Raw genomic sequence first — 26,173 nt, forward strand, 5'->3', positions numbered from 1 at the left:
TAGTCTGGGAAAGATGGAAGGATCACGCTCGACACAGAGGTCTTGCAGGGAGGAGGTCCAATCCGTCACAGGCCGCGCTGGCCACGCCCGACGCTGCGCGCCAGCATGGCGGCGATCTGGCCTTCACTTTTTCTGAAGCTCGCCGCATCCGTCGCCGTCACATTGAAAACGATCTGCGCGCCGCCGCCACCCGCCGGTGCGGCAACACCGAGCGCCCCATCCGAACCACGCTTCAGCGGCAGGATCGCCTCGGCACCCGCTTCGCCCATCAGGCCAAGCCCGCCGCCCATCGGGAAGAAGGCCGGGCTTGCGACCACACCGCCATCGGCAAAGGGCGTGATACTGCGTCCCGGCACCCCGCCATCGGCAAAAGCAAACAGCGAACCGCCGCCATTTAAAAGCCCGCCTACGGCATTGCCGATCATGTTCTCAAGCGGCTTCAGCCCGGCGGAAAGCGCAATGCCGGAGAGCCGTTCGCCAAGCCCGCGCAACACTTCATCCAACCCCTTGCCGCCCGTCACCGCGGCCTGCATGGCAGAAGTCAACGCCGCCCCGAACCGCTCGGAACGCCGTTCGAGATCACCCATCACCTCCGAGAGCGCTTCCGCTTCCTCGCGACTGTCCACAATCGATCCTTCGCCTGCCATCACGCTTGCCTTTCTGATTCAAAACGGAACCGTAGATGTTTGAATTGCCTGGTCGTTTTCACGAAAGATGCACGTCCCCCAAAATAGCAAACCACACTCACCCATCCGGAAACCGCCGCATCATCGCATCCATCGCCGGGCGGTCGAGGGTGTGGAAAGCGGGGCGGATGCCGCCGGTCATGGCAAAGAATTCCCTTGGCGTCAGCCGCCAGAAGGTTTCGGAGGAAAGCCGCAGCAGGTGGAAACCGGTGTGTATTACCGCCCCCCAAGGAAAAGGACGCGGCGTCAGATCGCCCACCTCACCTGCTGCGGCACTCAAGGGTCCGGCGGCGTGCCCCTCGAACCGGCAAAGGTGGCGGTCAGGAGATCGGCGACGATGGCGGCGTGGCCGGCAACGCCGCCTTCTACCGTGGCTGCGGCCACGTCCTGATCGGAAAACACGTTGCCCGCGCCGCGCAGACCTGCGCCGATCACCCGTATCATATCGGCCGCCTTCATACGTCCGGCTGCGAAACGTTCGGCGAGCGCGGTGAGATCATCGGCCTGAAAGGCGGTTTCGAGTTCGGCGAGAGCGCCGAGCGTCAGGCAAAGAACGCGCCTTTCGCCATCGATCAGCGCCTCGATCTCGCCGCGATGGCGGTTCGCCCGCCCGTAACGCAACCCTTGCGGCATCACAGTGCTCCGAAATTAAGGAAACCGGCCGATTCCAGCGCAGTCTCGAATTGCACTTCGCCATCGTGGCGACCGGAATATTCGAGCGCGACGATCTGGAACGGCCCGGTGATCGTGCCAAAGTCAGGAATGACGATCTGCCAGCCCGGAATGGAGCCGGCGAAAAATGCGCCACGCACCAGGGCATCGCTTGCCTGATCCTTGAAGATGCCCGACGCCGTCAGCGATGCCCGCTGCACGCCGGCGCCGGCCAGAAGCTCGCGCCAGCGCCCGGCGCTTTCGCCGTCGGTAATATCGACCGCCTGCGCGTTGAAGGCCAGACGCTTGGTTCTGAGCCCCGCCACGGTTACATAGGAGCCGGCGTTGTTGAACTTCAGCAGCAGGTCCTTGCCCTTCTGCGCCACCATGGTGGTCTCCCTCTCGTTTCGATTGATGTCGTCTCGTTTGATGTTGCCGGGTCGCAACTGGCCTGCTACCAAAAGCATTCCCGCATCTCGCACCCGCGATTTTCATCATGTCTGATGCCACCCCCTTCACGTCTCGCGCGCGCCTTATCGGCGTGCTTGCGGTTGGGCAGGTCGTCAGCTGGGGCACCGGTTTCGACATGCTGGCCATACTGGGGCCACGCATCGGACAGGAACTGGCCATCGCAAACGAGGTGGTTTTTGCCGGTCTCACCGTCATGATGACGATCAGCGCGCTCTGCGGCCCGCTTCTGGGAAGAACGCTCGTGCGCCGTGGTGCCGCCCCTGTTCTTGTGGCGGGTTCGTTGCTGTTCACGGCGGGTTTTGTCGTGCTCGCCTTTGCGGGCGGTGTGATCAGCTACGTCCTCGGCTGGATCGTGATGGGTCTGGCCGCGACCTGCGGCCTGACGACGGCAGCCCATACGGCTGTGGTGGAACGTGTCGGCGCGGAAAGTGGCCGGTCGCTGACGCTTCTGATGGTGTTTACCGGGCTTTCGGCAGCGGTTTTCCTGCCCGTCACCACCGTCGCAGATCAGCACCTGGGCTGGCGCGGCACCCTTTTGGTATATGCCTGTCTGCAGATATTCGTGCTTCTGCCACTCTATGTTTTTGTCCTTCCCGGACGAAGGACGAGCAATACTCCAGGCACGTCGAAAGGCGCTGCGGTCTCGACATCGCCTGTCGATACGCGGCGCGCCTTTCTGCTTCTGGCGGCAATGACGACGCTTAGCGCCTTCACGGCCTTTGGCTTTTCGCCGCTCCTGCCTCTGCTGCTGGTCCATGCCGGCGCATCGCAATCGCTCGCCGTGCAACTGGCAGCCGGGCGCAGCGTGCTTGCGATCATGGCGCGCGGGCTGGATTTTCTGCTTGGAAAACACGGCAATCCCTTCGTCACCTGCATGATCGGCTTAGGTATGCTGCTCGCATCCTTCGTGCTGTTGCTCGTTTTTGCCCCGGCCATGCCCGCTTTCATCGGTTTCATCATTTTCTTCGGCTTTGGCGCGGGCGTGCTCACCGTCAGTCGCGCGGTGTTGCCGCTCGCGGTATTTTCACCGGAACAATATGGCCTTCAGGCCGCGCGTATCTCCCTGCCGCAGAACCTTGCCATTGCCGTGGCGCCCGTCATTTTCACGCTGGCGCTGGATCGCGGCGGGGTGGCGGCCATGCTCACCATCGCCGCCGTGCTGATCAGCATTTCGTTTCTGCTGCTGATCGTGCTTTGGCGCACCGTGCGCAAACAGAATTCCTGAACCGACCCTATTCCGTTACCGCCCTGAAACGCATTTCTGCGAGGAAGTTCCGTGTCTTCGGCTCGCGCCGCGAACGGCTCGAGAGAAGCTGCAGATTGACGAGCGAGATACCGACAAGCGGGAGGGCGGCATCGTCGAGCAGGGTTTTCACCCGCCCGGCAATCTCACCCGCGCACCTGCGGCCATTGGCATCGCTCCAGATGTCCAGCGACAGAAAATGTTCTTCGGCCTTTTCCGTCGCCGTCGAGTAATCGCGGCTTTCAAGTTCGCCGATAACGATCAAGGGCAGGACGGCGCGCGGCAAAAGCCGGTCGACGATACCGCCGGGGATGAGCTCCGTCAGAGCAGCGTCGCCGGAAAGTCTTGCGAAAATCGCCTGTAGAAGCACATTTGCGGCACTCACGGGCTTTCCTCCTCACAGCGGCAGACGATGAAACGGCGGGTCTCGTCCGGATCCATCACGGCCCGGATCGCCAGAATGCGCCGTCCCTTGCGAAAGCGCATGCCGGCAACAATGTCGCTGCGCCAGACCAGCCAGACGCGGTGGGTGATTGTTACGCCCTCAGCCGAGGCCCGCTCATGCGAGGCATTCGAAACAGGTTCGATAGCCGCCCAGAGCGAACGCAGGAAACTCCAGCTTTCCGCGGCCCCACCCTGCCCATCCGGTACCTCACTGCGCACCTCAAGCTCCAACCGCGCCGTAAGCTTGCCGGGGTCGAGAAAAACGAGGTTCATGGCTCAGAGCCCCACACGGCAGAACGGCGACACCAGCCGCTCGTAACTGGCCGGAACCGCTGCGGGTTGATTCTCCGGAGCAACGGCACCGCGGAAGGCGAACATCTGGGCCACATGCATCAGCATGGCGCGTTTCAGCGTATCGGGCACATCGGTTCCCGCCTCACCGTAACCGGCAATGAAGTCGATCTCGATGCCGTTCATCACCCGTCCGGGGGCTGGCGGGTCGCGCAGCCACAGCCGCGCCGGGCGCGCCTCGCCGTCAAGCAACCTGTCGGCGGCTGTGATGTCGGCCGCGCGCCCTTGACCGTCAAAAACCAGAATCGTTTCGATGGTTTGCACCGGTCCCTTACCAATCAGAATCATGCCACTCGGCGGCCACCGGTCGAGATAGAGCCGCCAGGTCTGGCGTATCAGGCAAAGTCCTGTCGTACGTTCCAGATGCTCGCGGGCGGTACGGATCAGCGCAGCCAGCAGCGCATCCTCGTCGCCGCCGTCGAGACGCAAATGCGCCTTCACCTCGGCAAGCGTCAGCGGCTCCGCCTGCGGCGGATGAATGAGGGCATAGGTCATGGGGTCTCCGGATATGGGACAGAAAGAATTCCGGCCGAAAGCGTTTGGCGAAAATGTAGCATCCGCACGCCGTCACCCCAGACTTGGTCCGGGGTGACGGGGAAGATTGCGGTCAATTCACCCCGAACTTCACCAGCTTGATCGCCTCGAAGTTCTGCACGCCGCCGCCCACGCGCTTGGTGGTGTAGAACAGCACATAGGGTTTTGCCGAATAGGGATCGCGCAGGATGCGCACGCCGGTGCGGTCCACCACGAGGTAACCGGCGCGGAAATCACCGAAAGCGATGGCGAAGCTGTTTGCCGCGACATTCGGCATGTCTTCGGCCTCCATCACGGGAAAGCCCATCAGCGAGGCGGCCTGCCCGGCGGCAGCGGGCGGATGCCAGAGATAGGCGCCGCTGGTATCCTTGAAGCGGCGCAGCGCGCCTTGCGTCTTGCGGTTCATCACGAAGTTGCCGTTCTGGCGGTGGCCTGCCTTCAGTCCATAGACGGCATCCAGCAGCACATCCATTGGCCCCGCGGAGGCGAAGCCACCCGCAACACCGGTGGCGACATAACCGATATTACCCCAGCTCCAGCTGTCATTTGCGACGGCCGTATAGGAGAGGAAACCCTTCGGTTTGTTGGTACCGTCGCCGGCGATGAACGCCGCTGCCTCCTGTTCTGCAAAGGCAATGTCCACTTCCGAGGCGATCCAGGCCTCGATATCCACGGCCGCATCATCCAGCAACCCCTGGGTTGCGGCAGGCATGGCGTAGAGTTCCATAGTCGGGAAGGAAAGTTCGGAGAGCTTCGGTGTCGTCGTCTCGGGGCGAGCCGCAGTTTCAGAAACCCAGCCGGTGGCAAATCCACCCGGCGAAAACGGCTTCTTCAGCACGGCAGTGGAAACCTGCCGCACGGTCGCAAGCGACCGGATCGGTGAAATCGCCGTCATGCGGCGGCCGATCTCGCCATCCGTTTCGGTGGGCAGCAGATAACCACCATCGGCGCCTGTCGATCCGGCAAAGGCCTTGGCCTCCAGATCGCGCAGCGCGCCCTCCTCACCCCGGCGGATATAGGCCTCGAAGGCGGCCTTGTGCTCATCCGTATCGAGGGAATGCGCCTGCTTGCGGCCGAGCGCCGGGCGCGCTTTCTTAAGCGCCAGATCGTCCATGATCTTGCGGTTGTCATCGAGCGCCTTGTCGATGCGGTCGAGCTTGTCGCGGGTCACGACGTCGGACCCCATCTTGCGTTCGATATCGGAAAGCCGCTGGTCGTTGGTGTCGCGGAAGGTCTCGAAGGCCTCCATGAACTCGTCGAAGGCCGCCGTCATCGTATCGGGCACGGCCTTCACCTGCGGCGCAACCGTCATTGCGGCCGATTTTGTCATCTGGTCTGTCATGTCGCCATCCTTGTTTTCGGAAGTGTTTGGGAGGAAGTCAGCGTTTGAAGGCTGTGTCGAAAAGCGAACGCGCCGCGCGGCGCATGGTGCGCACCAGCTCGGTTTCGCGGTCGCGGAAGAAGCGGGCGTGTTTGACATCCGATACCCGCGCGGACGGCAGCATCGGAAAGGTCACCACAGAGATTTCCCAGAGATCGGCCTCAAGAATGCGCCTGACGCCAGAGCGTGCCGCCTTGCCGGAGCGCCCCTCCTTGCTGGAACGTACCGTGCGAAAACCGATCGAAAGCCCGTCCAGCGCGCCTGTCTTCATCAGCGAATGGACCTCGCGCGAACGGGCGACGCCGGGGGCGAGAACACCTTCCACGTAAAGCCCGCGCTCATCCTCGCGGATGGTGCGCCATGCGCCGATCGGCTCGGCCGGATCGTGCTGGTAGAGCATCCGGATACCGCCCGCACCGCGTTCCTCGATGGAGCGGCGGAAAGCGCCGCGCTCGATCACGTCGCGGCCGAGATCGACCTCGCCGAAGACGCTGGCATAACCGGAAAACGTGCCGTCGCCAGCTATGCCGCGCAGTTCCAGATTGGCGAATTTGCGCGTGGCGGGGCGCGGCCCGCGATAGACGTGCATGGGAAACTCCTACGATGTGAAAAGGGGTGCCGCGTCGAGGCTAAGCGCGCGGACGGGCGTTGTAGCGGTCGGCCACGCGCACCAGCAGGCCAAGCCCCCACCAGGCCACCATGCTGGCAGCGGCGGAGCCCGCCACCATGATTTCCCGGCCGGAAAGCGCGCCGGCAATCTCGAGTTGCTGCACGATCCACAGGCCCACGGGGCCGCCGAAGATCATGCCGCAGGAGACGCCGGTCACGAAACGGCTCGCCGCCTCGCGTTTGCTTTTCGGCAGGAGGTAGACGAGCGACACACCCGCGCCTGCGACGGCACCGGTGATGCGGGCGGCCCAGATGCCGCCTTCATTGGCGAATTCAGACATGGGTAATCATTCCGGTTTAGGATGTGAAAAATCGGACAGACGCAACGCGTCGCCCGCAGGTCGGGTGTGCAGTTTCAAAACGCCATTTCGCGAGTCTTCAGAATCGCTTGAACGGCGAACCTCACAAAACGATTCCGCTGGTTCAGAAATTGGTCGAAGACGCAGCCCGGTGGCTCAAGCACGGTGGCTAATACCCCACCGCCTCCCGCTTTTCCTCGTCGGTCAAAAACGACGCTGCGCCGATCCTTGTCCACAGAGCGTCCCGCTCACCGGCAAGACCGGCGATCCTGTCAAGATCCGGTTCCAGCCGCAGCCCGGAGCCGAAAATCGGCGATAGCCAGCCGCAGAGCCGTGCCGCCGTGCGGTTGACGAGCGGCAGCACGGTGAGACGATAGAAAGCGCGGTTTGCCTCCTGGTAATTGGCATAGGTATTGTCGCCGGGAATGCCGATCAGCATTGGCGGTACGCCGAGTGCAAGCGCGATGTCGCGTGCCGCACCGTTGCGCGCCTCCAGAAAATCCATATCGCGCGGCGAAAGCCCCATGGCCTTCCAGTCGAGACCGCCTTCCAGAAGAAGCGGCCTGCCTGCATTCATCGCGCCCTGATAACCTTCCTCCAGCTCGCGCTTCAGCCGCTCATATTGCTCGGTGGAGAGATTGCCACCCTCTTTCGGCTGATAGACCAGTGCACCGGAAGGGCGAGCGGAATTGTCGAGCAGACGTTTGTTCCACTGGCTTGCGGCATTGTGGAGATCGAGAGCCGCGCCCGCCGAAGCAAGGGGAGCGAACCCGGCCCGATCGTCCAGCGGATGAAAAAGCTTCAGGTGCAGCAGCCCCAGCCCGTCTCGTTCAGCAGCAATGCGCCTGATGGCGCGGCCCTCGGCACGATAATCGTAACCCACGGGCCAGCCATCCTCGCCTTCGATGATGCTCACCCGGTCCGGCCGTAGAAGATGCAGCTCGCGCAGTCGTTCGCCGACCACTAGCGGCTCGATATAGGCGTTGCCAGCCAACATCAGATGGCCATACAGCGTCTCGAAAAAGTCCGGCCCACCCATATGAGCGCTGGGCTTGCCTAGAAGTGCGAGCAGCGGATGATCGCCGATCTCCTCATCGCCATCGTAAAGCAGCCAGCTCACCGATGCGGAGGCTTCTGCCACCATGCGGGCGGCGCGGTGCGCTACCGGGTTTTTCATGAAGCCCTCGCGGGCGAGTGCGGCATAGGAGCGGCCGGTCCAGAATGCCTGCCCACCCTGCGCCGCAACCGCCATGAAGCCGCCCGCCGCTGTCTTGCGTTCAGGCACGGCTCTGCCATCCGCCGGGCGCCGCCACGGCAGGGAAAACGGAAATCGCATGGAATTATCCTTGTTTTAATGCGGGCTCAGTTTCCCGCCAGGCCCTCATCCCTGTGCTCGTCACAGGGATTCAGCCAGCCCAAGTTTTTGGACTGAAAGCACTCGTTTCGCCGTGCAGACGCGCGTCGACTGGATTCCTGTGACAAGCACAGGAATGAGGATCGAGAGCCCGAGTCTTGACGAAACTTACCGGATTGGCGCTTTCACTGCCGTATCGCTGTTGAAATCAGCGGCAACCCGCGTCTCGCGCAGCGGCTTCACCGTACGCGTCGAAAGATCATAAGCGGGGTCGGCTTTGTAGGCCGCGAGCGCCGCCTCGTTTTCGAACTCGCCATAGACGATGAAATCGACCGAATTGCCCCATTGGTCCTTCTTCACATTCTCGCCGATTTCGAGCTTCAGCGAATGCGGTATGGCGGTGAGGCCGGAGAGCCCCTTGCGCACGGCGTCGCGGTTTTCCTCGGGAACGGTGAAAAAAACGATATGGCGGATCACGGTGTCACCTGTCATGCAAAATTCGAAATTGGCCCTTGCGGCGCATGCTAACGGGTTATCATCTGGCCCGCGCCGGTTCAATCCGCGCCGCCAAAAGGGCGCGATGAAATGCCCGGCCGTAGTCCCCGACAAGCCGCGCCCGGTCGCGGCCATTGATGATGGCGCGCGCGCCCTCCCAATCCTCACGCTTGCCCTCGAACACATCGGCAAGTTTCCGGCCGGTAAAGCTGCCGGCTATCATGCCGTGGATCAGGATCGCGGTTGCCACATCCGGTTCCATGGCGCGCTCGGGACGCTCCAGAAGGTCCACACCGGTCAGCTGCGACATGGCCTCGTAATTGCGGCGATGCGTCAGTTGCACGAAACCGCGCCCGAGCCAGCTTTTGCCGTCGGCGTCTGGCCGCCAATAGGGTTTGCGCACCATGGGCAGCCTGCCTGCTGCAAAGGCCCGGTCCAGCCTTGCGATAGCCTCGGCATCGTTTGCCGCCAATGTCTCGCGCACCGGCTGCATGGTCGCAGCCGTCTCGTGAAAAGTGGTGGCCAGCATGTAGGCGAGCCAGCGGGGATCACCGCCCGGCAGGGCCTTGCCGAAGCCGGCCAGGATCGTCTTCGTCCCGTCAAGCTGTGCAGCTCGCAGGCGACCACCGTAGATGGAAATTCGCACCGACGCGAAGAATCGCGCCTCGTCATAGGCCACAGCCGGCTCCTGAAAATCGGGGGCGATATCACCCTTTGTTTTTTCCACATGACGGCCGTCAGAACTAAATCGATTTGAAAAAATCCTAATCGATTTTAATCCGCTGACCGGGGTTTTGAGGTAAAAAATTCCTTGAGTTGCGGAACCTTAGCGCGCTAACTCCATTCACCGCGCACTTCCGCAGCGTTGACCATTCAAGGAGGAATGCCACCATGACAGCGACAATCCCCCAGACCGTTTATGACCGGCTCGAAAACGAGTGGCGCCAGATGCGCGAAACCGGTTCTCAGCCGAAACCCGCGCAGTCTCCGAAGAAGTAGGATCTGCCAGACGTCCGATTTTGGGCGTTAACGGCGACCCGGATTTCTTCTCCCCGCCGGGGAGAAGAACCAATATGCATCGGCTAGATGGGCAATTGGCTCTCATTCATGGGGCCAATAATCGCCGATATCACATTCCGCGCACCCTCGGCTCACTCGCCACAGTCGTCGTCAACGCCGTTATTGCCCAAACCAGCGCATCCAGCCGGTCGGGCGAGCGTCCGGATGAAAGACCGTCGGGTCCGAAATCCGCCATCTGGTCGGTTAGTTTTTCAAACCGTGCGGCGTGGTGCACCCTGCCCTGTTCGTAGAGTGCCGCCACCGGCTCGGCGCGGGTGAACTTTCCCCGGCTTGCCCGCACCAGGGTCAGCGGCAGATTGGCGTCTATGCTCTGCAACATTGCCCGCACCATCTCGCCGCCCTGATTGACTTCCGCCACCACCCGGTCGGCCTCATGACGGCGAACGGCAGCGACAACGGCCCGCGCCCAGCCGGCCGGTGTTTCACCTTCCACCGAACAATCCGCAAGCACGACCAACTTGCCTGATATGCCAAGCCCGGCCGCCACGATACCGCAGCAGGAATTTTCACCGATACCGGCGGGCGGGTCTACCGCGACCACGATCCGCGCCAGCGGCTCATGGTCAGTTTCCACAATCGCTTCCAGATCGGCACGTTTCCACAGCGCGCCTTCGCGCTCATCAATCAGTTCGCCGCCGATTTCCTGACGCCCCAGCCGCGTGCCGCCGTAACGGTCGTGCATGGCTTTCAGGAAACCGGGTGAGAGATTTTGCGCATTCATCGCCGTCGGCATTTTGGCCACCCGGCTCGAAGGGTCGGCGAGAAGCGCCTTCAGGAGCGGAATGGGCCGTGGCGTCGTCGTCACCAATTGCCGTGGGGCCTCACCCAGACGCAGACCAAATTGCAGCATGTCCCATGTTTCCTGCGGATATTTCCATTTTCCAAGTTCATCGGCCCAAGCCATGTAAAATTGCGGGCCGCGCAGGCTTTCTGGGTCTTCAGAGGAAAACACCTGCGCCATGGCCCCGTTTGGCCAGATGAGCCGGCGGCGCGATACCTCGAAGGCGGGGCGGCAACGGCGGGCGATACGGCAGATACCGGAAATGCCGTCGATCATCACCTCACGGGCATCCCCCAGGGTTTCCGCAACAAGCGCGATGCGCAAATCAGATTGCTTGCCGGCGGACGCAATCCTGTGCACCCATTCGGCCCCGGCGCGGGTCTTGCCGGATCCGCGCCCGCCGATCAGAAGCCACGTCCGCCAGTCACCCTCAGGCGGCTGTTGCGGCAGGTTGCCGATGAAACGCCAGTCGCGCAGAAGGGTGAAGACCTGCTTTTGCAGTTGGGGTTCGCTCGAAACATCCGTCATGTGTCAGCTTCTGTAGATGCACTACGAGCCAGATCTGCCTCCAGCCTCGCGCGGCATTTCTGTTCTGCCAGTTCGTCGATGCGTTTGAGGAAATGCGCCACCGCCATTTCGTAATCTTCGGTATCGGCTTCGTCCTCGCCGGCAAGAGCCTGCCTCTCTTCTGCCAGCACCCGTTGCAGGGCATCGATCCGTTCCAGTGTGCGCACAATCAGCGAAAGCTGATCCGTTGCGGCCTTCACGTCGGCGCGCGCCTGTTTGCCCGAGGCATCCTCCACCGTTGATAAAAATGCCGCTTCGCTTGTCTGCCGCAGGTTGCGGTACATGCAGAACTGTTCGCGCATCTCCACCGTCAGCTCGTTCAGCAATTGCCGCAGATTGCCATTGCGCGCCGCATCTTCGGCAGCCAGCTTGTCGGCCCGCGATTTTATCTCGGGTGCGGCCTCCAGCCTGCCCTCGCCGCCATAGGCGCAGCTTTCCTGCCAGACGCCGTGGAGCGCCAGATCGCAATTGCGGATATTTGCCATGAGGTGGACCTGCGAGAGAAATGACGTGTCGCGGAAAAGCATCGGCTAAACCGACCTTTGCCGCTCAGCCGCAAATCTCCGACTGTGACCTAAACCTATCAAACCACCGTCACGCTGTAAAGGATTATTTTCCTATAATTGTGATTTTTGTCCTGCGAACAGGGTTTGCACCCTCGCCCGGCGCATACTACACTCGTGCCAGACGGCGGGAAAAAGGGGCAAGTCAAGTTGTTGAAACAATGGGTTGGGCGGTTGTTTGCGGGTCTTTCGGCAACCGGCATCGTCTTTGGCACTATTCTGTTCTGCGCTTCGCTCACGCCGTCTCTTCTGCCGCGCACATGGCTGATGCAGGGTGTGCTGTGCGGATTTTCCTTTGCCATCGGTTATCTGATCGGCGTGGCGCTCACCGCCATATGGACCTATCTGGAATTGCCCCACCCCTCGCGCCATAACCGGCGCAGCATCCGCTTTCTCATCGCCCTTGCCAGCGCGATAACGGCGATCGCGTTTCTTTGGCAGGCGAAAGACTGGCAGAATTCCATCCGTATCCTGATGGAGCTCGATCCGTTGCCCAGCGCCCACCCCACCAAGACCGGCGGCGTTTCGGTGCTGGTCTCCGCCCTCCTCATCGGCGCTGGACGGCTTTTCCAGCTCATCCGGCGATTCTTCTCGGTGCGCAGCCGTCACTTCCTGCCGCGCCGGCTCGCCAATGTGCTCGGTATAGCCGCCGCCATCGTGCTGTCATGGATGCTGCTGAACGGTCTGATCTTCGATATCGGCCTGAAGTTTGCCGATTCCTCGCTGAAACAGGTGGATGCGCTGATCGAGCCGGATGTACCGCGCCCTTCCGATGCGCTCAAAACCGGCAGCAGCGCTTCCCTGATGACATGGGAATCGCTTGGCCGCAGAGGCCGCGAATTCGTGGCCGGCGGGCCGGAGGCACAGGAGATTTCCGCCTTCACCCACCGCCCGGCCAGGGAACCGCTCAGGGTCTATGCAGGCCTGAATTCTGCGGCAACGCCCGAGGAAAGGGCAGCACTTGCGCTGGAAGAGCTGAAGCGGGTTGGCGGGTTCGAGCGCAAGGTGTTGCTGGTCGTCATTCCCACCGGCACCGGCTGGATCGATCCGGAAGCGCTTGATACGGTCGAATATCTGCATGACGGCGATATCGCCAGCGTTGCCGTGCAATATTCCTATCTTTCCAGCTGGATCGCGCTTCTGACCGAACCAGATTACGGTGTGGAAACGGCGCGCGCGCTGTTTCAGGCCGTCTACGGTTACTGGACCACCCTGCCGAAGGAGACGCGCCCGAAACTCTATCTGCACGGGCTGAGCCTCGGTTCGCTGAACTCGCAGAAATCATCCGATCTTTACGACGTGCTCTCGGACCCGTTCCAGGGTGCGCTGTGGAGCGGTCCGCCCTTTTCCAGCCCCACATGGCGCATGGCCACCAATGGGCGCGTGGCGGGTACGCCGGAATGGCTGCCGCGTTTCCGCGATTCCTCGGTCATCCGCTTCGCCAACCAATATACCACTGCGCATATGCCTGATGCGAAGTGGGGCCCGATGCGCATCGTCTATCTGCAATATGCCAGCGACCCGATCACCTTCTTCGAGGCCGCATCGCTTTACCGGCGACCGCAATGGATGGTTCATCACGGCCCTGACGTCTCCACATCCTTCCGCTGGTTCCCCGTCGTGACCCTGCTGCAGCTCGGTCTTGATGTTGCCGCCGCCACCACGGCGCCGATCGGTTACGGCCATGTCTACGCGCCGGAGCACTATATCGATGCGTGGATGGAGGTAACCGCACCGCAGGGCTGGAATGCGGATGATATCCAGCGGCTCAAGATGTTGTTCAAGGCCCGCCGCGGCTCCACCGATCCGGCGTGACGCGACGGGTGTGTCGTTTCTGAGCGTCAGTCCTTCAGCGCGGCCACATGGTCGGCCACATAGGTTTCCAGCGAGCGCGGTGCGTGGCCGGTCAAAGTCTCGACATCACCGGTGACCGCCGACGTCAAGCCTTCGCGCACCGGATAGAAGATCGACGCGAGGAAGGTGGCGTAATCCTTCGGAACGCCAGCGCCGGTCAGAATGCCGATGAAAACATCGTCCGAAACCGCGCTATAGCCGACCGGCTTGCCGATGGCCTGCGAGATGATCGCGGCCGCCTCGCCGTAACTCAAAGCCTTCGGCCCGGTCAGGTTGAACGCCTTATTGTCGAAATCCGTCGAGGTCAGCGCTGACGCTGCACTGTCGGCGATATCGCGCACGTCGATGAAGCTCGACTTGCCTTCGCCTGCCGGAACGGCGATCTGGCCGTGTTCGATGCCGGCCTTCCAGTAGGTGTGGAAATTATCGGCAAACCAGTTGGGGCGCAGAATGACGTAAGGCGCGCCGGAAGCGATGATCTTCAGTTCCACCTGGCGATAGGGAATGGAATCGTCGGCATCGACGCCGAAGACGCTGAGGAACACGATCTTCACATTGCGGCGGGCAGCTTCCTCGACAACCGGCGTCAGCGCGTCGATTGCATCCAGACGCCCGCCAGCCAGGATCAGAAACAGACGATCGACGCCATCGAAGGCATCCGTGTAGGTCGAGGCGTCGGTGTAATCGAAGCGCACCCCTTCCGCGCCTTCGGCTGCCTTGCCGGTGCGCGAGGCCGCTTTCACGCTTTCGCCCTTGGCCAGAAGCGCCTTTACCAGCGGCGTGCCGATGGTGCCGGTGGAACCGATTACGAGTATCTTGCCAGTCATCTCAAATCTCCGTAGTATCTAGTAGAAACCATGTTTCGAAAACATACGTACTGCGTATTCGAAATCAGGAAAAGAGAGCACTTTCCGGTTATCTGGTATCCTCAAGGAAACCGACCCGGGCTTTTCAGAGCGGGATGAGACCCATGGAACATGTCTATGACGTTTACGAGGATCGCTGCCCCACACGCATGGTGCTGGACAGGATCGCTGACAAATGGGCGCTGCTGATCCTCGACAAGCTGCGGGTGGACGCGGTGCGCTTCAACCTGCTGCGGCGGGAAATCAAGGGCATTTCGCAGAAGGTTCTGTCTCAGACGCTGAAAAAGCTCGAGCGCGACGGCCTGATTTCGCGGCAGGTCTTTCCGACGGTGCCGGTCACGGTCGAATATTCCCTGACGCCGCTCGGGCGCACGCTGACCGACACGGTTGCGGCACTGGCCCACTGGGCGGAGGGCAATATGGACGCGGTGCTGGCGGCGCAGAAGGCTTATGACGAGAGGGGTGGGTTAGGGTAAGGCAGACCCCCACCTTCCTGATTCCTGTGCTTGTCAAAGGAATGAGGGAGACGAGAGCATTGCGCGCACTCGTCCGCCTTTCGCCTGCCAAATCCTCCAACGCCTACCGAGAAATCCGCGTGGAAAGAATGATCGACGATAGCGTGCGTTCCACGCCGTCCAGCGCGCCGATCCTGTCGATCAACCGGTCAAGGTCGAGAATGGAAGGTGCTGCCAGAATGGCGATCAGGTCGAAAGTGCCGCTGACCGAATGCAGCGTTGTCACCTCCTTGATGGCGGTGAGCGCCGCCGTCACGCCGGGCAGCGCCTTTGGCCCGATGGTGATCAGCACATGGGCGCGCACCAGCCCGGAAAGATAGCTTTCCGAAAGTCTCAGGCCATAACCGGTGATCACCCCTTCGGCCTCGAGCCGCTCGATGCGAGCCTGCACGGTGGTGCGCGAAAGGCCGAGTTTGCGGGCCAGTTCCGCCACCGGCATGCGGGCGTTTTCGGAAAGCAGGGCCAGCAGCGCCCGGTCCTTGTCGGCAATCGTCATAATGACCAATCCTGTCGTCTAATTGTCCAATATTAACCCGCTATCCGCACATAGTGAAGCTGCGAATCGTCCAAAAAAGCTGACATTCTGTCTATGAAGCGCATCTGGTGCGCAGAGGCATATGAATTTACTGCGGGGAACAAAAACATGAAAAACATCGTCGTCATCGGCGCGGGCAATATCGGTTCAGCCATCGCCTGGATGCTGGCTGTCACGGGCGATTATCGCATCACGGTTGCCGATCGCTCGGCAGACCAGCTGACAAATGTGCCGGCGCATGAGCGTGTCGATACTGAAATCGTCGACATTGGCGACCGTCCGGCGCTGGAAGCGCTGTTGAAAGGCAAGTTCGCCGTGCTTTCCGCTGCCCCCTTCCACCTGACGGCGGGCATTGCGGAAGCTGCGGTTACAGTCGGCACGCATTATCTCGATCTGACTGAAGACGTCGAATCCACCCGCAAGGTCAAGGCACTGGCGGAAACGGCTGAGACAGCGCTCATTCCCCAATGCGGCCTTGCCCCCGGGTTCATTTCCATCGTCGCCGCAGATCTTGCCGCCCGGTTCGACAAGCTGGACAGCGTGCGCATGCGTGTCGGCGCGCTGCCGCAATATCCGTCCAATGCGCTCAACTACAACCTTACCTGGAGCACGGACGGGCTGATCAACGAGTATATCGAGCCCTGCGAAGCCATCGTCGAAGGCCGCCTCACCGCCGTTCCGGCGCTGGAAGAGCGCGAAGAGTTCTCGCTCGACGGCGTGACATATGAGGCCTTCAACACCTCGGGCGGCCTCGGCACGCTATGTGCGACGCTGGAAGGCAAGGTGCGGACGATGAATTACCGCACCATCCGTTATTCAGGCCATGTCGCGATCATGAAGGCGCTTTTGAACGACCTCAACCTGCGCAACCGCCGCGATGTGCTGAAGGACCTTTTCGAAAACGCCCTGCCCGGCACCATGCAGGACGTGGTCATTGTCTTCGTTACCGTCTGCGGCACCCGCAACGGCCGTTTCCTGCAGGAAACCTATGCCAACAAGGTCTATGCCGGCCCCGTTTCCGGCCGGATGATGAGCGCAATCCAGATCACCACCGCAGCCGGTATCTGCACGGTTCTCGATCTGCTTGCGGAAGGCGCCCTGCCGCAGAAGGGGTTTGTCCGGCAGGAAGAAGTGGCCCTGCCGAAATTCCTGGAAAACCGGTTTGGAAGATATTACGGCGCGCATGAGCCGCTGGCCCGGGTTGGGTGAGTTAAGGGGAGCAATCGGCCCCGACACTGTCATCCTCGGGCTTGTCCCGAGGATCTAACGTCTCACGAAATCGATAGGTCGCAGATGCTCGGGACAGGCCCGAGCATGACGACGAGCGGCGGAATGCCTCTCCCAAATCACGTCCCGCAAAAGGTCCGAAACACCTTTTCATCGCTCATCGGCGGCTGCATGTAGACGAAATTGTCCGGCCGTTCCTCAAATGGCGCGGCAATCGCCGCCAGCATGGCGTGGAACGGTTCGAAATCGCCGTCTTCCACCGCCGCCTCGATCAGTTCCTCGATGCGGTGGTTGCGGGGAATGATGGCCGGGTTGACGGCGAGCATCGCCCGCGACCTCTCGGAGGCAGAGACTTCTTCCCGCCCGGCCCGCTCCTGCCAGCGCGCCAGCCATGCATCCGCCGCCGCGATATCGATGAACATGCCGCGAAACGGCTCGGCATCGCCCTCTACCGCGTGAGAGAGACGCCGGAAGGTCAGCGTATAATCGGCTTCCGATGCCTGCATCAGCGAAAGAAGCGCCTGCACCAGCTCGATATCGCCCTCCTCTTCGCCCGTCAGCCCAAGCTTTTCGCGCATGCCGGCAAGCCAGCGCTTGGGAAACGCGGCGGCGAAATCAGCGAGCACGGCGTTTGCGAGTTCGGCTGCTTTCTCCACTTGAGGGTCAAGCAGCGGCAACAGGCATTCCGCCAGCCTTGCAATGTTCCATTGGGCGATGCCCGGCTGATTGTTGAAGGCGTAGCGCCCCTGTGCGTCGATGGAGGAGAACACCTTGTTAGAATTGTATTCGTCAAGGAAGGCGCATGGACCGAAGTCTATCGTCTCGCCGGAGATCGCCATATTGTCGGTATTCATCACGCCGTGGATGAAGCCAACCATCATCCAGCGGGCGATGAGTTCGCACTGCCTCTGAGCGATGCCCTGCAACAGGGCGAGATAGGGATTGTCCGCGTTTTTCACTTCGGGATAGTGGCGGTCAATCACATAATCCGCGAGATTTCTGATCCCCTCATCATCCTCGCGCGCGGCGAAGAACTGGAAGGTGCCGACCCTGATATGGCTTGCCGCAACACGGGTGAAAACCCCGCCCGGCAGACCCACCTCGCGCTGCACCCTGTCACCGGACAGGACGGCGGCGAGCGCCCTTGTCGCGGGAACGCCGAGCGCGAACATTGCCTCGGAGACGATATATTCGCGTAGCACCGGGCCGAGCGCCGCGCGCCCGTCGCCCCTTCGCGAAAACGGCGTCGGGCCGGAGCCCTTCAGCTGGATATCCCGACGTTTGCCGTGTTTGTCGATGACTTCACCGAGAAGAATGGCACGACCATCGCCGAGCTGCGGCACGAAACCGCCGAACTGGTGGCCGGCATAGGCCATCGCCAGCGGCTCGGCCCCTTGCGGTACCACATTGCCGGAAAAGATCGCCGCCAGCCTGTCGTCGTCGAGGCCTGAGACGTCGAGAAGAAGCTCGTCTGCCAGCGCGCGATTGAAGGCGATGAGGCGTGGCGCCTTCACCGGCGTTGGCAAGACGGCGGCGCTGAACCTTTCCGGCAGGCGGGCATAGGAATTGTCGAATGTGATCACGGGTAAACTCCCTGCTTTTACCTGATATGGCCCTTTTTCCGCCCGGTTGCGAGGGGTGAATAGCCACAATTACGGGAAGCCGCAGCGAAGTTTGGAAAAATCAATTTGAACTACAGGTATATTTGAACATACAAACATCCAATGAATGAGCCGCAATGCAAGCAGGATAAATTCGTGCCAGAGTTCCCCTATGACGACAGTGAAATGGGCGAGGCCATCCGCCGCTTCGACTGGGCGTCGACAAGCACGGGGCCGATAGAGACATGGCCGGTATCACTCAAAACCACCGTGCAGATGATCCTCAAGCAAGGCCATGCAATCTGTCTGTTCTGGGGGCCTGACCTCAACATCGTCTACAACGACGCCTACCGCCCGTTTCTTGGGCTGAAGGAAGAGGGTGCGCTCGGCAAGCCGTTTCACATCATCTGGTCCGATGTCTGGAACGATGTGAAACCCTTCGTGGATCAGGCACTCTCCGGCAAGGGCACGTTCGCCGAGGACATGCATCTCGTCATGGACCGCAACGGCTACCCCGAAGACACCTACTGGACCTTTTCCTACAGCCCGCTTTACGACGACCAGGGCAAGATCGCAGGGCTGATAGACATAGCCGTCGACACGACCGGAGCGGTGCAGAGCCGCAGCCGGGAGGATCTTCTGCGGCGCGAACTCGTCCACCGGGTCAAGAATACGATGGCGATCACCACGGCGGTCGTCAGCGCCACTCTGCGCCATTCGCAGACGCTTGAGGATGCGCGCGACACCATCAAAAGACGTATCGCAGCACTCGGCAACGCCCAGAACCTCATTCATGCTTCGGGAAAGGGTGCCAGCATCTCCGCGCTTGTCCGCGAGTCCGTTTATCCGCATCTCGACGACAAGGCGCGCGTAACGATTTCCGGACCGGACATGGAAATCGCGCCGCAACAGGCGCTGGGCCTGTCTCTGGCCATTTATGAACTGGCCACCAACGCGATGAAATATGGCGCACTTTCCAACGAGAGCGGCAAAATCGAAATCTTTTGGACGCTGGACGAGGATGACCGCTTCGAACTGCGCTGGCGCGAGACGGACGGACCTGCGGTCAGGACGCCGACGCGTACGGGTTTCGGCTCGCGGCTGACCAACCAGATCGTTGCGGCTTACTTCTCCGGCGAAGGCCGCACCTTCTATCATCCAGACGGGCTGGTGTTCGAGCTGGATGGCAAATACGAGGCTGGCGACGGCGAAACCTCTGGCGGTTGAACTTTCTTTCGTCCCATTCGTTGCGTTTCCTGAACCAAACTAGCCGCAACGAAAGGAACGGGAATGACCGTCGTTGAAGCCGTAGCCGCCGAGCCGGAAAGCGCAATCCGCATCCTGCACACCGATCTGCCTGTTAACGCCACTTTCCATGTATGGCTGAAGGCGAAAAAACCGGCGGAACCCGGCGCCGTCTCCTTTTCCAATGCGAATGGAAAATTCGCTGAGGTTTCAAGCCTCAACACGGAAGAGTTCGGATTTAGAATCTATCAGGTCTTCGGCGGCGGCCATGTGGAACTAAGCTACGATACTGTCACGACCGCCGTTTCCGTCATCTACTGGTTCACCGCCGCCGACGTGCTGGAAACCGGCATAACCGTCGTCCATACCAAGCCGGACAATGCCGCACCGGAACTGCCTGACAGCTACCACTTCCGCCCGCCCTTCGGCTGGATGAACGATCCGAACGGCTTTGGCCGGTTCGAAGGACGGCCGCATCTGTTCTACCAGCATTATTCACACGGGCTGCGCTGGAACACCATGCATTGGGGCCACGCGGTTTCCTCCGATTACCTGCGCTGGCGGCATCTGCCGATCTTCCTCTTCCCTTCCGAGGACCTGACGACGCGGCCGGACAAGCGCGGCGGCGCTTATTCCGGCTCGACAATTCCTTTGGTCGAAGGTTCGGGCATCCGCGTGTTCTTCACCGAGCAGGTGCAGGATCGCATTCCCGAACAGCAGATCCAGCTCACCGCCACTTCTTCCGATCTCATCATGGCCGGACAGGCCGAAGTCATTCTCGGCCATCGCCCGGACGGACAGGGGCTGACGCCGGATTTCCGCGATCCTTACGTCTTTCGCGGCCCGGATGGACTTTGGAAAATGCTGCTCGGAAGTCAGAGCGACGGTGGCGGCGTCATCCTGCTTTACGAGACGCTGGACCCGACGGCGGCGTCAGGCTGGACCTATGTGGGCAAGCTTTGGGTGGAAACGCGCTACAAGACCACTGCCATTGAATGCCCCTGCCTTCTGCCGCTCGACGGCCCGGCCAATGCCCGATCCACGCGCTGGGTTCTGGTCTATGGGCTGATGCATTCCGAAGACCCTGAAACCGGCCGCAAGAACCTGACCATGGCCGATGTCGGCTGGTTCGACGGCAAGGTCTTCACCAAGGAATTTGGGCAGGAGCTGGATTTCGGCACCGACAATTACGCCTTCCAGGCGTTTCTGGATGGCGACAGCATCATTGGCATCGGCTGGCTCGCCAATTGGGCGGATGCCAATCCGGAGATCGATTTCCCGACATCCATGACGCTGCCGCGCCGGATCCACTATTCGAACGGCGAGCTACTGACCCCGCCCATCGGTGCGGTGGAAAGCCTGCGAAGCCATATTGTCGATCGCACGCGGCTGGCGGCCGGGGAGCGCGTCACTTTCATCAACGGTGCGGTGGAGATGCTGATCGAGCTTGCTTCGCCCGGCACACCGTTCGAGTTGGTGCTCGATCATCCCGTGGTCACACTGGGCCTCATCGCCGATGAAACGGGCCTGTGGATCCGCCATGATGACGGGCGCGATGGCCCCTCGCCGCACTATATCGCCAGAGGAGCAAGGGCCTCGCACATCCGCGTCTTTCTGGACTACGGATCCATCGAAGTGTTCGCCAACCGGGGCCGGTATGTGGGGACAAAACGCATAGAGGGTTTCGAGCCCGTGCGTTCAGCGCTCCTCAAGGCAGCGCCGGGGGCTGTAGTGCACGCCACCAGCTGGGCGCTGCGTCCGTGAGGAACCTTTTGGCGGATCTGCTGTTGATAAGCAGCAACCGCTCAAAGGAGAAACGGCATGACAAAAATCAGCGATTCCCGCGATCCCATCCTGTTTCCGACAGAAGCCAACGAAAACAAGACCGAGAAAAAACGCGCGGGCAAGGGTGTCGTCATCATTATTGGCGCAGTCGCGATCATGGCTTTCGTGGTGTATCTGGCGGCGATCACCATCGCCACCACGCAGTCTTAACCGCACACACGCCGCAGAGGCGTCAGCGCTGTCCGCTTCGCAACCCGCGGGTTGTCAGGATCGCCAGAAGCGAGACGATGACACCCAGCCCATAGAGATAGAGCATCGGCATCGTCACATCCGCACGATCGATCTGCAGAACTAGATCGCTCGCGGCAGCGACGGTGCCGCTTGCACCCGCACCGGCGGCGGCACCCAGCGTCGCGACCGTAGGCAGCAGCGCGCCCGTCATCTTGCGTTCCTCTTCCGTCGCGGCTTCCATGGCTGCCTGGCTGATGCCTGCCCAGGACATGCCGAAAGCTGAACCGATCAATATCTGCCCGATCAGCATTTCCGGCCAGTTCCCCGTCGCCAGCCCAAGCCCGAGCAGCGCACAGCCCGGCACCATCTGGTAGGGTCCGTAATGCAGGCAAAGCTGCCGCAGGCGGCCCGAACGCAGGCTGCCGATAAGCATTGCCACGAAGCTCCAGGCAAGCGGCATCGTCACGACGATAAAACCGGCGAAGGTCGGCTCATGGTGCCAGAGATTGATGGCGACATAAGCGAGATAGACGCTGCCGAGTGCATGGGCATAGGACATCAGGAACAGCACCCAGAAACCGCTGCCAAGTACCGTTTTCAACCGGAAGGAATCCCTGGGGAACAGGCCGGTGGAAAGCCGGATGCCCGCCTTCAGCGACGCCCACAACAGTGCCGCACCAACCAGCAGCGACATGATGCGCAGACCGGCATCCTCAAAGGCGGAGGGTGCGGAGAAAGCCAATGCGCCAACAAGGCAAAGGAGCAGCGGCACCATCGGCTTGCGCGAGGTCGCGACCGACCGTTCCGCCGAGACCGCAATCGCCGTATAGGCCAGCAGCAGCACGATCAGCGGCGCAGACAAGAGGAATGTGGCGCGCCAGGAGATGTGCTCCGTGGCAAAACCGCCGGTGAGCGGCCCGACGAAGGACGCGACCGCCCAGATGGCCGCCTCGATGGCAAAGACCTTCGGCAGTAGAGCCGAGCGAAAGCCGGCAGGTATGAGGCTGTAACACACCGCCACGATCAGGCCATCGGCAAGTCCCTGCAACGCCCGGCCGATGACGACCCATAAAAAGCTGTCGGCGAGTGCCGACATGACGGAGCCGAAGGAAAAGATAAGGCAGCACAGGAATAGAACGCTGCGTGCGCCAAAACGCTCGCGAAACAGAACGGCGGTGACACCGCCTGCCACGGAACCGACGAAATAGAGGCTGTAGGCCCAGCTATAGAAGGCCGCGCCGCCAATCTCGCGCACCGCGACCGGCAGGGCCGTGACTACTGCAAACTGGTTGAAGGCATGCAGGCCGATACCGGAGGAAATGACGGTCAGAAGCGAGAGGTTCGCCCCACCAAGCAATTCCGACCAGCTATTTTTCTCCGTCATTTCCATACTCGTCAAAGCCGTATCCTTTCCATTCTTGCGATACGGCGGGCAAACTAGAACCTCAAGCAAAATTGAGGTCAAGGCGCCTTTTTACCTATTCCGCTCGAGCGAACTTGCAGGCATCAGGAACCCTCTGCCTCCCCGGTCGTTTGCGCAATGACCAGACAGAAAGGATACCACCATGGACCGCAAGAAAATCACACCTCTCAACGAAGACGCCATGGACGAGGAACTGCTCGATCTCGATATCGACGCCCTTCCGGCAAAGGGAGAAATTCCGCAGTCCATCGAACATGAAATCGAGGAAGAAGAGGCCGAGAGCGAAGACGACCCCTATCAGGAAAGCGACGAGGCCCTTCCCGATGACGCGGAAGAGCGCGTGATCGACCGCAATCCCTCGCGCGAAGGCGGTGCGTTCGACGAGGTTTAGGGACTGGCGGCGGGGCGGGATGCGGCCGTCAGTGGGCCTTCGCAGGCTTGTGGGCGGCCTTTTCGACGCCTGCCGCTAGATCATCGAGGATCGGGCAATCCGGCCGGTGGTCGCCGCCGCAGCAATGGGCAAGGTGGGACAGCGTCTTCACCATGCCCTTCATCTCGGCAATCTTCTGTTCGAGATCGGCGATATGGCCGAGCGCAATGTCCTTCACCGCCGAACTCTCGCGGCTCTTGTCCTGCCAGAGTTTCAGGAGCGTTTCCGTCTCCTCCAGCGAGAAGCCAAGCGTGCGCGCCCGCTTGATAAAGCGAAGATTATGCACGTCCTGCTCGCCATAGACCCGGTAGTTGTTGCCGGTGCGGGCGGCGGGGGTGATGAGGCCGATCTGCTCGTAATAACGGATCATCTTGGCGGAAACGCCGGATGCATCCGAAGCCTGTCCGATATTCATAATGCCACTTCCCTCAGGGCGACTTTCGCCCGTTTATGGCTACTATGTAAGGATTCCCATCATGGGAAGGTCAAGGGATAACGACATTTTTTATCGCACACACAATCGTGAGTGCTTGGCAGGGCTCTGAATTCGATGGTTACGCCGCCACACGTCTGGCGAGATAAATCGTCGCCCCACCGCAATCGGGATCGTTGACGATGTGGTCGAGAAGTCGAAACCCGTGCGCGGCAAGCAGGCTTTCATATTCTTCGCGAGCGAGGCTGGCATGGTAAAGCAGCTTTCCCTGAAGGGTCCCCGTCGCTTCCCCGTGTCCCGGCCCGGCCGTGAACATCAGTGCGGCGCCGTCATTGGCGTGCTGCCGGAAAATACCGAACATGCGGCGCTGATCGTCGGCCTTCAGATGGAAAAAACTATGCCAGGCAATCAACCCGTCGAAGCGGCTACTCAACACGAGTTCACGCATATCGGCGACCACCCAGCGCTTTTCCGGAAATCTGGTGCGGCAAATTTCTATCAGGGGATATGACGTATCGATGCCGGTCACGTCATATCCGTTGCCGATGAAGTAGCCGGCGATCGGCTCGCCTGAACCGCAGCCGATATCGAGGATGGATCCGCCCTGCGGCAAAAGCGACGTGAACCGATCCAGCCAGGGTTTTTCGGCGAGTGAACGACCGCGCAGCCTGTCGAAATCGGCCCCATGGTCGGTGTAGAGCTTGATCACATCGTTGGAGGCATCCGCCATGTCCGCTTTTCCTTGGGGCTGGCCAGCCGTATAATCATCTGTGCACTGCCAGCCGGGCAATATCGCGCAGGAAGGCGTCGCGCACTGCGGGGCCGAGCGGTTCACTCGACGGCTTGTCGGCAACGCGAAGCCTTGCGAAGACGATGTGCTGGCCTTCGCGCTCCGCCCAGCCAACGAACCAGCCGAAGGGGCGGCTTCGGTCGGGGTTGCCTTTTTCGTCGCGCATGAAGCCCGTGCCGGTCTTGCCGTGCACGCTCCAGCTCTCCGGCGCATCGAACACCGGCACGATCGCCCGCGTCTTTGCCTGCGCGTCGCGCGAAACCGGCAGATTTCCGGCCAGAAGGCGGCGGATGAAGCCCACCTGCTCGACCGGGGAAACGGTCAGGGAAGCGCCGAGCCAGGAATGGGTGAGACCGTTATTCTTGCCGGGTTCACCGGATACATCGGCATTGCCGTAACCCAGACGTTTGACATAGGCGGCGAATTTTTCCGGGCCGAGACGGCGGGTGAGTTCGCGCGAATACCACAGCACCGAATCCTGCTCCCATATGGTCGGATCAACCGTCTTGCGGTCCTGCGCGCGGGCTTCCGTGCCGGGTTTCCAGTCCCATGCGGGGGTCTTGTCATCCAGCAGGATGCCGGCGTCATAACCGATCAGAGCCAACGGCACCTTGAAGGTGGAGGTCGGCGCCACGCGCTGATCGCAGGCGCCCTGCTGGTTGATGACAGCGCCGGTCTCGATGGAGGTGACCAGCGTGCATTCAAAAGCCTGCGATTGCTGGGCGGAGGCGGAAAGCGGCAGAATACCCTGAAGGGCAATGCACGAAAGAACGATGGCGGGCAGCCGATAGCGCATGCGTTTTGATGTCCCTCGTCCGCATTCTGCGGATCATATGCCGGAATGGATGAACGGCGGCCCTTGTTTCAGGCATGCCGTTCTTCCGAAACATGCCTTAAGAAAACGATGGGGCAGGAATAGGACCAACACGAAAATTGGCGACTTCCGTCAGCTATTCTCTTTTTCGCCCGCCGTCTCACCCACTGTGAGCGGCCAGTCCACCACATAATCCTCGAAATCGTCAACCTCCACGTCCAGCTCGTTGACGGTGCGGCCGCGCGCGGAAATGCCGGCCTGATGCACCGTGTTCACGTCGCCGGAGACGAGATAGTGCCACCAGTACAGATCCTTGCCATCGCGTACCAGCGCGTAGGCGCAGGTGGGCGGCAGCCAGCCGATTTCGTGCACCTTTTTCAAATCAAGCTGGATACAGTCCGGCACGGTGGCGCGGCGGTTCTCATAGTCGGAGCACCGACAGCTTTCACCGTCGAGCAGCTGACAGCGGACCGACGTGAACACCACTTCGCCGGTGTCCCAATCTTCCAGCTTGTTCAGACAGCACAGGCCGCAGCCGTCGCACAGGCTTTCCCATTCCTGGCCACTCATCTCTTCCAGTGATTTGGTTTTCCAGAACGGCGCGTCATTCATCGTTAACATTTCCGTTCCATTTTGATCTCTTGGAGGGCAAGGTTTAACCGATCCCTAATCCTTAATATCGTATCGCCAAGGGCTGGTTTGTACGATATTTTAGCATTTTGGCGAGTGGCAAAGGGTCATTGACCCGCGAGAGGCCGCCGCGTCAAGCAATTCCAGCAGAACCATGTCATGGTTTTGCGTCCGGAATTGGATGAAGCGCAGAAACATCGACAATCCGCGTTGCGTTGAACAGGA

The 26,173-nt window shown here is 61.0% G+C and carries 31 protein-coding genes; 8 read left to right on the top strand and 23 right to left on the bottom strand.

Features of this window, described 5'->3' with window-relative positions; all coding sequences use genetic code 11:
- Positions 1 to 65 precede the first annotated feature (65 nt).
- From ACQZ6D_RS13075 to ACQZ6D_RS13090, 4 genes are all read right to left on the bottom strand, one after another.
- A complete protein-coding gene (locus ACQZ6D_RS13075) occupies positions 66 to 647 on the bottom strand; it encodes a phage tail tape measure protein (protein ID WP_097171685.1) in 582 nt (193 codons plus the stop codon).
- A 97-nt stretch (positions 648 to 744) separates the two neighbouring features.
- A complete protein-coding gene (locus ACQZ6D_RS13080) occupies positions 745 to 966 on the bottom strand; it encodes a rcc01693 family protein (protein ID WP_173992440.1) in 222 nt (73 codons plus the stop codon).
- On the bottom strand, positions 963 to 1,319 hold the full coding sequence (locus ACQZ6D_RS13085) for a gene transfer agent family protein (protein WP_448729770.1): 357 nt from the start codon (positions 1,317 to 1,319) through the stop codon (positions 963 to 965). The genes ACQZ6D_RS13080 and ACQZ6D_RS13085 overlap by 4 nt, the downstream gene beginning before the upstream one ends.
- A complete protein-coding gene (locus ACQZ6D_RS13090) occupies positions 1,319 to 1,726 on the bottom strand; it encodes a phage major tail protein, TP901-1 family (protein WP_003512111.1) in 408 nt (135 codons plus the stop codon). Before ACQZ6D_RS13090 ends, ACQZ6D_RS13085 begins: the two co-directional genes overlap by 1 nt.
- 107 nt (positions 1,727 to 1,833) lie before the next feature.
- On the opposite strand from ACQZ6D_RS13090, the gene ACQZ6D_RS13095 reads away from it, so the two are divergent.
- Complete coding sequence (locus ACQZ6D_RS13095; RefSeq protein WP_448729771.1) at positions 1,834 to 3,033, top strand: MFS transporter; 1,200 nt, start codon at positions 1,834 to 1,836, stop codon at positions 3,031 to 3,033.
- Positions 3,034 to 3,040: 7 nt separating this feature from the next.
- Here ACQZ6D_RS13095 and ACQZ6D_RS13100 read toward each other — a convergent pair whose 3' ends face one another.
- The 11 genes from ACQZ6D_RS13100 to ACQZ6D_RS13150 form a co-directional block, all read right to left on the bottom strand.
- Entirely contained in the window at positions 3,041 to 3,436 is a 396-nt protein-coding gene (locus tag ACQZ6D_RS13100; protein ID WP_065704927.1) for a DUF3168 domain-containing protein, read from the bottom strand.
- Complete coding sequence (locus ACQZ6D_RS13105; RefSeq protein WP_065704929.1) at positions 3,433 to 3,768, bottom strand: phage head closure protein; 336 nt, start codon at positions 3,766 to 3,768, stop codon at positions 3,433 to 3,435. Before ACQZ6D_RS13105 ends, ACQZ6D_RS13100 begins: the two co-directional genes overlap by 4 nt.
- 3 nt (positions 3,769 to 3,771) lie before the next feature.
- Positions 3,772 to 4,341, bottom strand: a complete 570-nt coding sequence (locus ACQZ6D_RS13110) for a head-tail connector protein (RefSeq protein WP_065704931.1) — start codon at positions 4,339 to 4,341, stop codon at positions 3,772 to 3,774.
- Between the two features lie 112 nt (positions 4,342 to 4,453).
- A complete protein-coding gene (locus tag ACQZ6D_RS13115; RefSeq protein WP_111829002.1) occupies positions 4,454 to 5,722 on the bottom strand; it encodes a phage major capsid protein in 1,269 nt (422 codons plus the stop codon).
- A 37-nt stretch (positions 5,723 to 5,759) separates the two neighbouring features.
- Positions 5,760 to 6,350 carry an HK97 family phage prohead protease gene (locus ACQZ6D_RS13120; protein ID WP_065661221.1) on the bottom strand — a complete coding sequence of 197 codons (591 nt, stop codon included), beginning with the start codon at positions 6,348 to 6,350 and terminating at the stop codon, positions 5,760 to 5,762.
- Positions 6,351 to 6,390: 40 nt separating this feature from the next.
- Positions 6,391 to 6,711, bottom strand: coding sequence for a DUF6107 family protein (locus ACQZ6D_RS13125; RefSeq protein WP_003512100.1), 321 nt, complete (start codon positions 6,709 to 6,711; stop codon positions 6,391 to 6,393).
- Positions 6,712 to 6,898: 187 nt separating this feature from the next.
- Positions 6,899 to 8,065 (bottom strand): phage portal protein, encoded by a 1,167-nt coding sequence (locus tag ACQZ6D_RS13130; RefSeq protein ID WP_065704936.1) that lies wholly within the window; start codon positions 8,063 to 8,065, stop codon positions 6,899 to 6,901.
- A 186-nt stretch (positions 8,066 to 8,251) separates the two neighbouring features.
- Positions 8,252 to 8,575, bottom strand: a complete 324-nt coding sequence (locus ACQZ6D_RS13135) for a Dabb family protein (protein WP_003512096.1) — start codon at positions 8,573 to 8,575, stop codon at positions 8,252 to 8,254.
- Positions 8,576 to 8,618: 43 nt separating this feature from the next.
- A complete protein-coding gene (locus ACQZ6D_RS13140) occupies positions 8,619 to 9,257 on the bottom strand; it encodes a lysozyme family protein (protein ID WP_065705008.1) in 639 nt (212 codons plus the stop codon).
- 450 nt (positions 9,258 to 9,707) lie between these two features.
- The gene (locus ACQZ6D_RS13145; protein ID WP_065704938.1) at positions 9,708 to 10,967 is read right to left on the bottom strand and encodes a DNA-packaging protein; all 1,260 of its coding nucleotides are present in this window, start codon (positions 10,965 to 10,967) and stop codon (positions 9,708 to 9,710) included.
- Entirely contained in the window at positions 10,964 to 11,491 is a 528-nt protein-coding gene (locus ACQZ6D_RS13150) for a hypothetical protein (RefSeq protein WP_013635731.1), read from the bottom strand. Before ACQZ6D_RS13150 ends, ACQZ6D_RS13145 begins: the two co-directional genes overlap by 4 nt.
- Positions 11,492 to 11,743: 252 nt before the next feature.
- On the opposite strand from ACQZ6D_RS13150, the gene ACQZ6D_RS13155 reads away from it, so the two are divergent.
- Positions 11,744 to 13,384, top strand: a complete 1,641-nt coding sequence (locus ACQZ6D_RS13155) for an alpha/beta hydrolase (protein ID WP_065704941.1) — start codon at positions 11,744 to 11,746, stop codon at positions 13,382 to 13,384.
- A 26-nt stretch (positions 13,385 to 13,410) separates the two neighbouring features.
- Here the strand turns inward: ACQZ6D_RS13155 and ACQZ6D_RS13160 are convergent, their stop codons facing one another.
- Positions 13,411 to 14,250 (bottom strand): SDR family oxidoreductase, encoded by an 840-nt coding sequence (locus tag ACQZ6D_RS13160; RefSeq protein WP_065704943.1) that lies wholly within the window; start codon positions 14,248 to 14,250, stop codon positions 13,411 to 13,413.
- Positions 14,251 to 14,393: 143 nt separating this feature from the next.
- On the opposite strand from ACQZ6D_RS13160, the gene ACQZ6D_RS13165 reads away from it, so the two are divergent.
- Complete coding sequence (locus ACQZ6D_RS13165; protein ID WP_065704945.1) at positions 14,394 to 14,765, top strand: winged helix-turn-helix transcriptional regulator; 372 nt, start codon at positions 14,394 to 14,396, stop codon at positions 14,763 to 14,765.
- A gap of 103 nt (positions 14,766 to 14,868) precedes the next feature.
- On the opposite strand, the gene ACQZ6D_RS13170 is transcribed toward ACQZ6D_RS13165, so the two are convergent.
- Positions 14,869 to 15,300, bottom strand: a complete 432-nt coding sequence (locus ACQZ6D_RS13170) for an Lrp/AsnC family transcriptional regulator (protein ID WP_065704947.1) — start codon at positions 15,298 to 15,300, stop codon at positions 14,869 to 14,871.
- A gap of 147 nt (positions 15,301 to 15,447) precedes the next feature.
- On the opposite strand from ACQZ6D_RS13170, the gene ACQZ6D_RS13175 reads away from it, so the two are divergent.
- Positions 15,448 to 16,548: a saccharopine dehydrogenase NADP-binding domain-containing protein gene (locus ACQZ6D_RS13175; RefSeq protein WP_448729772.1), complete on the top strand. Its 1,101-nt coding sequence runs from the start codon at positions 15,448 to 15,450 to the stop codon at positions 16,546 to 16,548.
- Positions 16,549 to 16,685: 137 nt separating this feature from the next.
- Here the strand turns inward: ACQZ6D_RS13175 and ACQZ6D_RS13180 are convergent, their stop codons facing one another.
- Positions 16,686 to 18,146 (bottom strand): protein adenylyltransferase SelO, encoded by a 1,461-nt coding sequence (locus tag ACQZ6D_RS13180; RefSeq protein WP_065705010.1) that lies wholly within the window; start codon positions 18,144 to 18,146, stop codon positions 16,686 to 16,688.
- A 177-nt stretch (positions 18,147 to 18,323) separates the two neighbouring features.
- On the opposite strand from ACQZ6D_RS13180, the gene ACQZ6D_RS13185 reads away from it, so the two are divergent.
- The 3 genes from ACQZ6D_RS13185 to ACQZ6D_RS13195 all read left to right on the top strand — a co-directional run bounded on the left by ACQZ6D_RS13185 (position 18,324) and on the right by ACQZ6D_RS13195 (position 21,407).
- The gene (locus ACQZ6D_RS13185) at positions 18,324 to 19,394 is read left to right on the top strand and encodes a sensor histidine kinase (protein ID WP_244517176.1); all 1,071 of its coding nucleotides are present in this window, start codon (positions 18,324 to 18,326) and stop codon (positions 19,392 to 19,394) included.
- Positions 19,395 to 19,457: 63 nt separating this feature from the next.
- On the top strand, positions 19,458 to 21,176 hold the full coding sequence (locus tag ACQZ6D_RS13190; RefSeq protein ID WP_065704951.1) for a glycoside hydrolase family 32 protein: 1,719 nt from the start codon (positions 19,458 to 19,460) through the stop codon (positions 21,174 to 21,176).
- A 57-nt stretch (positions 21,177 to 21,233) separates the two neighbouring features.
- A complete protein-coding gene (locus ACQZ6D_RS13195; RefSeq protein ID WP_003512077.1) occupies positions 21,234 to 21,407 on the top strand; it encodes a hypothetical protein in 174 nt (57 codons plus the stop codon).
- 22 nt (positions 21,408 to 21,429) lie between these two features.
- On the opposite strand, the gene ACQZ6D_RS13200 is transcribed toward ACQZ6D_RS13195, so the two are convergent.
- Positions 21,430 to 22,818 (bottom strand): MFS transporter, encoded by a 1,389-nt coding sequence (locus tag ACQZ6D_RS13200; protein WP_448729844.1) that lies wholly within the window; start codon positions 22,816 to 22,818, stop codon positions 21,430 to 21,432.
- A gap of 175 nt (positions 22,819 to 22,993) precedes the next feature.
- Here ACQZ6D_RS13200 and ACQZ6D_RS13205 point away from each other — a divergent pair, with 175 nt between their 5' ends.
- Complete coding sequence (locus tag ACQZ6D_RS13205; RefSeq protein ID WP_003512073.1) at positions 22,994 to 23,242, top strand: hypothetical protein; 249 nt, start codon at positions 22,994 to 22,996, stop codon at positions 23,240 to 23,242.
- 28 nt (positions 23,243 to 23,270) lie between these two features.
- Here the strand turns inward: ACQZ6D_RS13205 and cueR are convergent, their stop codons facing one another.
- From cueR to ACQZ6D_RS13225, 4 genes are all read right to left on the bottom strand, one after another.
- On the bottom strand, positions 23,271 to 23,696 hold the full coding sequence (gene cueR, locus ACQZ6D_RS13210; RefSeq protein WP_003512071.1) for a Cu(I)-responsive transcriptional regulator: 426 nt from the start codon (positions 23,694 to 23,696) through the stop codon (positions 23,271 to 23,273).
- A 139-nt stretch (positions 23,697 to 23,835) separates the two neighbouring features.
- Positions 23,836 to 24,444 (bottom strand): class I SAM-dependent DNA methyltransferase, encoded by a 609-nt coding sequence (locus tag ACQZ6D_RS13215; RefSeq protein WP_065704952.1) that lies wholly within the window; start codon positions 24,442 to 24,444, stop codon positions 23,836 to 23,838.
- 34 nt (positions 24,445 to 24,478) lie between these two features.
- Positions 24,479 to 25,300, bottom strand: coding sequence for a class D beta-lactamase (gene blaOXA, locus ACQZ6D_RS13220; protein ID WP_448729773.1), 822 nt, complete (start codon positions 25,298 to 25,300; stop codon positions 24,479 to 24,481).
- Positions 25,301 to 25,450: 150 nt separating this feature from the next.
- Entirely contained in the window at positions 25,451 to 25,930 is a 480-nt protein-coding gene (locus ACQZ6D_RS13225) for a YcgN family cysteine cluster protein (RefSeq protein ID WP_019564095.1), read from the bottom strand.
- Positions 25,931 to 26,173 lie beyond the last annotated feature (243 nt).

The organism is Agrobacterium sp. 22-3639C2 (genome assembly GCF_053522105.1).

What these genes read in the sequence shown, in the direction of transcription:
- ACQZ6D_RS13075 (WP_097171685.1), bottom strand. Translation starts at nt 647, where the DNA reads ATGGCAGGCGAAGGATCGATTGTGGACAGTCGCGAGGAAGCGGAAGCG.
- blaOXA (WP_448729773.1), bottom strand. Translation starts at nt 25,300, where the DNA reads ATGCGCTATCGGCTGCCCGCCATCGTTCTTTCGTGCATTGCCCTTCAG.
- cueR (WP_003512071.1), bottom strand. Translation starts at nt 23,696, where the DNA reads ATGAATATCGGACAGGCTTCGGATGCATCCGGCGTTTCCGCCAAGATG.
- ACQZ6D_RS13110 (WP_065704931.1), bottom strand. Translation starts at nt 4,341, where the DNA reads ATGACCTATGCCCTCATTCATCCGCCGCAGGCGGAGCCGCTGACGCTT.
- ACQZ6D_RS13150 (WP_013635731.1), bottom strand. Translation starts at nt 11,491, where the DNA reads ATGGCAAATATCCGCAATTGCGATCTGGCGCTCCACGGCGTCTGGCAG.
- ACQZ6D_RS13120 (WP_065661221.1), bottom strand. Translation starts at nt 6,350, where the DNA reads ATGCACGTCTATCGCGGGCCGCGCCCCGCCACGCGCAAATTCGCCAAT.
- ACQZ6D_RS13130 (WP_065704936.1), bottom strand. Translation starts at nt 8,065, where the DNA reads ATGCGATTTCCGTTTTCCCTGCCGTGGCGGCGCCCGGCGGATGGCAGA.
- ACQZ6D_RS13125 (WP_003512100.1), bottom strand. Translation starts at nt 6,711, where the DNA reads ATGTCTGAATTCGCCAATGAAGGCGGCATCTGGGCCGCCCGCATCACC.
- ACQZ6D_RS13200 (WP_448729844.1), bottom strand. Translation starts at nt 22,818, where the DNA reads ATGGAAATGACGGAGAAAAATAGCTGGTCGGAATTGCTTGGTGGGGCG.
- ACQZ6D_RS13175 (WP_448729772.1), top strand. Translation starts at nt 15,448, where the DNA reads ATGAAAAACATCGTCGTCATCGGCGCGGGCAATATCGGTTCAGCCATC.
- ACQZ6D_RS13160 (WP_065704943.1), bottom strand. Translation starts at nt 14,250, where the DNA reads ATGACTGGCAAGATACTCGTAATCGGTTCCACCGGCACCATCGGCACG.
- ACQZ6D_RS13135 (WP_003512096.1), bottom strand. Translation starts at nt 8,575, where the DNA reads ATGACAGGTGACACCGTGATCCGCCATATCGTTTTTTTCACCGTTCCC.
- ACQZ6D_RS13105 (WP_065704929.1), bottom strand. Translation starts at nt 3,768, where the DNA reads ATGAACCTCGTTTTTCTCGACCCCGGCAAGCTTACGGCGCGGTTGGAG.
- ACQZ6D_RS13195 (WP_003512077.1), top strand. Translation starts at nt 21,234, where the DNA reads ATGACAAAAATCAGCGATTCCCGCGATCCCATCCTGTTTCCGACAGAA.
- ACQZ6D_RS13095 (WP_448729771.1), top strand. Translation starts at nt 1,834, where the DNA reads ATGTCTGATGCCACCCCCTTCACGTCTCGCGCGCGCCTTATCGGCGTG.
- ACQZ6D_RS13090 (WP_003512111.1), bottom strand. Translation starts at nt 1,726, where the DNA reads ATGGTGGCGCAGAAGGGCAAGGACCTGCTGCTGAAGTTCAACAACGCC.
- ACQZ6D_RS13205 (WP_003512073.1), top strand. Translation starts at nt 22,994, where the DNA reads ATGGACCGCAAGAAAATCACACCTCTCAACGAAGACGCCATGGACGAG.
- ACQZ6D_RS13215 (WP_065704952.1), bottom strand. Translation starts at nt 24,444, where the DNA reads ATGGCGGATGCCTCCAACGATGTGATCAAGCTCTACACCGACCATGGG.
- ACQZ6D_RS13170 (WP_065704947.1), bottom strand. Translation starts at nt 15,300, where the DNA reads ATGACGATTGCCGACAAGGACCGGGCGCTGCTGGCCCTGCTTTCCGAA.
- ACQZ6D_RS13225 (WP_019564095.1), bottom strand. Translation starts at nt 25,930, where the DNA reads ATGAATGACGCGCCGTTCTGGAAAACCAAATCACTGGAAGAGATGAGT.
- ACQZ6D_RS13190 (WP_065704951.1), top strand. Translation starts at nt 19,458, where the DNA reads ATGACCGTCGTTGAAGCCGTAGCCGCCGAGCCGGAAAGCGCAATCCGC.
- ACQZ6D_RS13085 (WP_448729770.1), bottom strand. Translation starts at nt 1,319, where the DNA reads ATGCCGCAAGGGTTGCGTTACGGGCGGGCGAACCGCCATCGCGGCGAG.
- ACQZ6D_RS13145 (WP_065704938.1), bottom strand. Translation starts at nt 10,967, where the DNA reads ATGACGGATGTTTCGAGCGAACCCCAACTGCAAAAGCAGGTCTTCACC.
- ACQZ6D_RS13115 (WP_111829002.1), bottom strand. Translation starts at nt 5,722, where the DNA reads ATGACAGACCAGATGACAAAATCGGCCGCAATGACGGTTGCGCCGCAG.
- ACQZ6D_RS13165 (WP_065704945.1), top strand. Translation starts at nt 14,394, where the DNA reads ATGGAACATGTCTATGACGTTTACGAGGATCGCTGCCCCACACGCATG.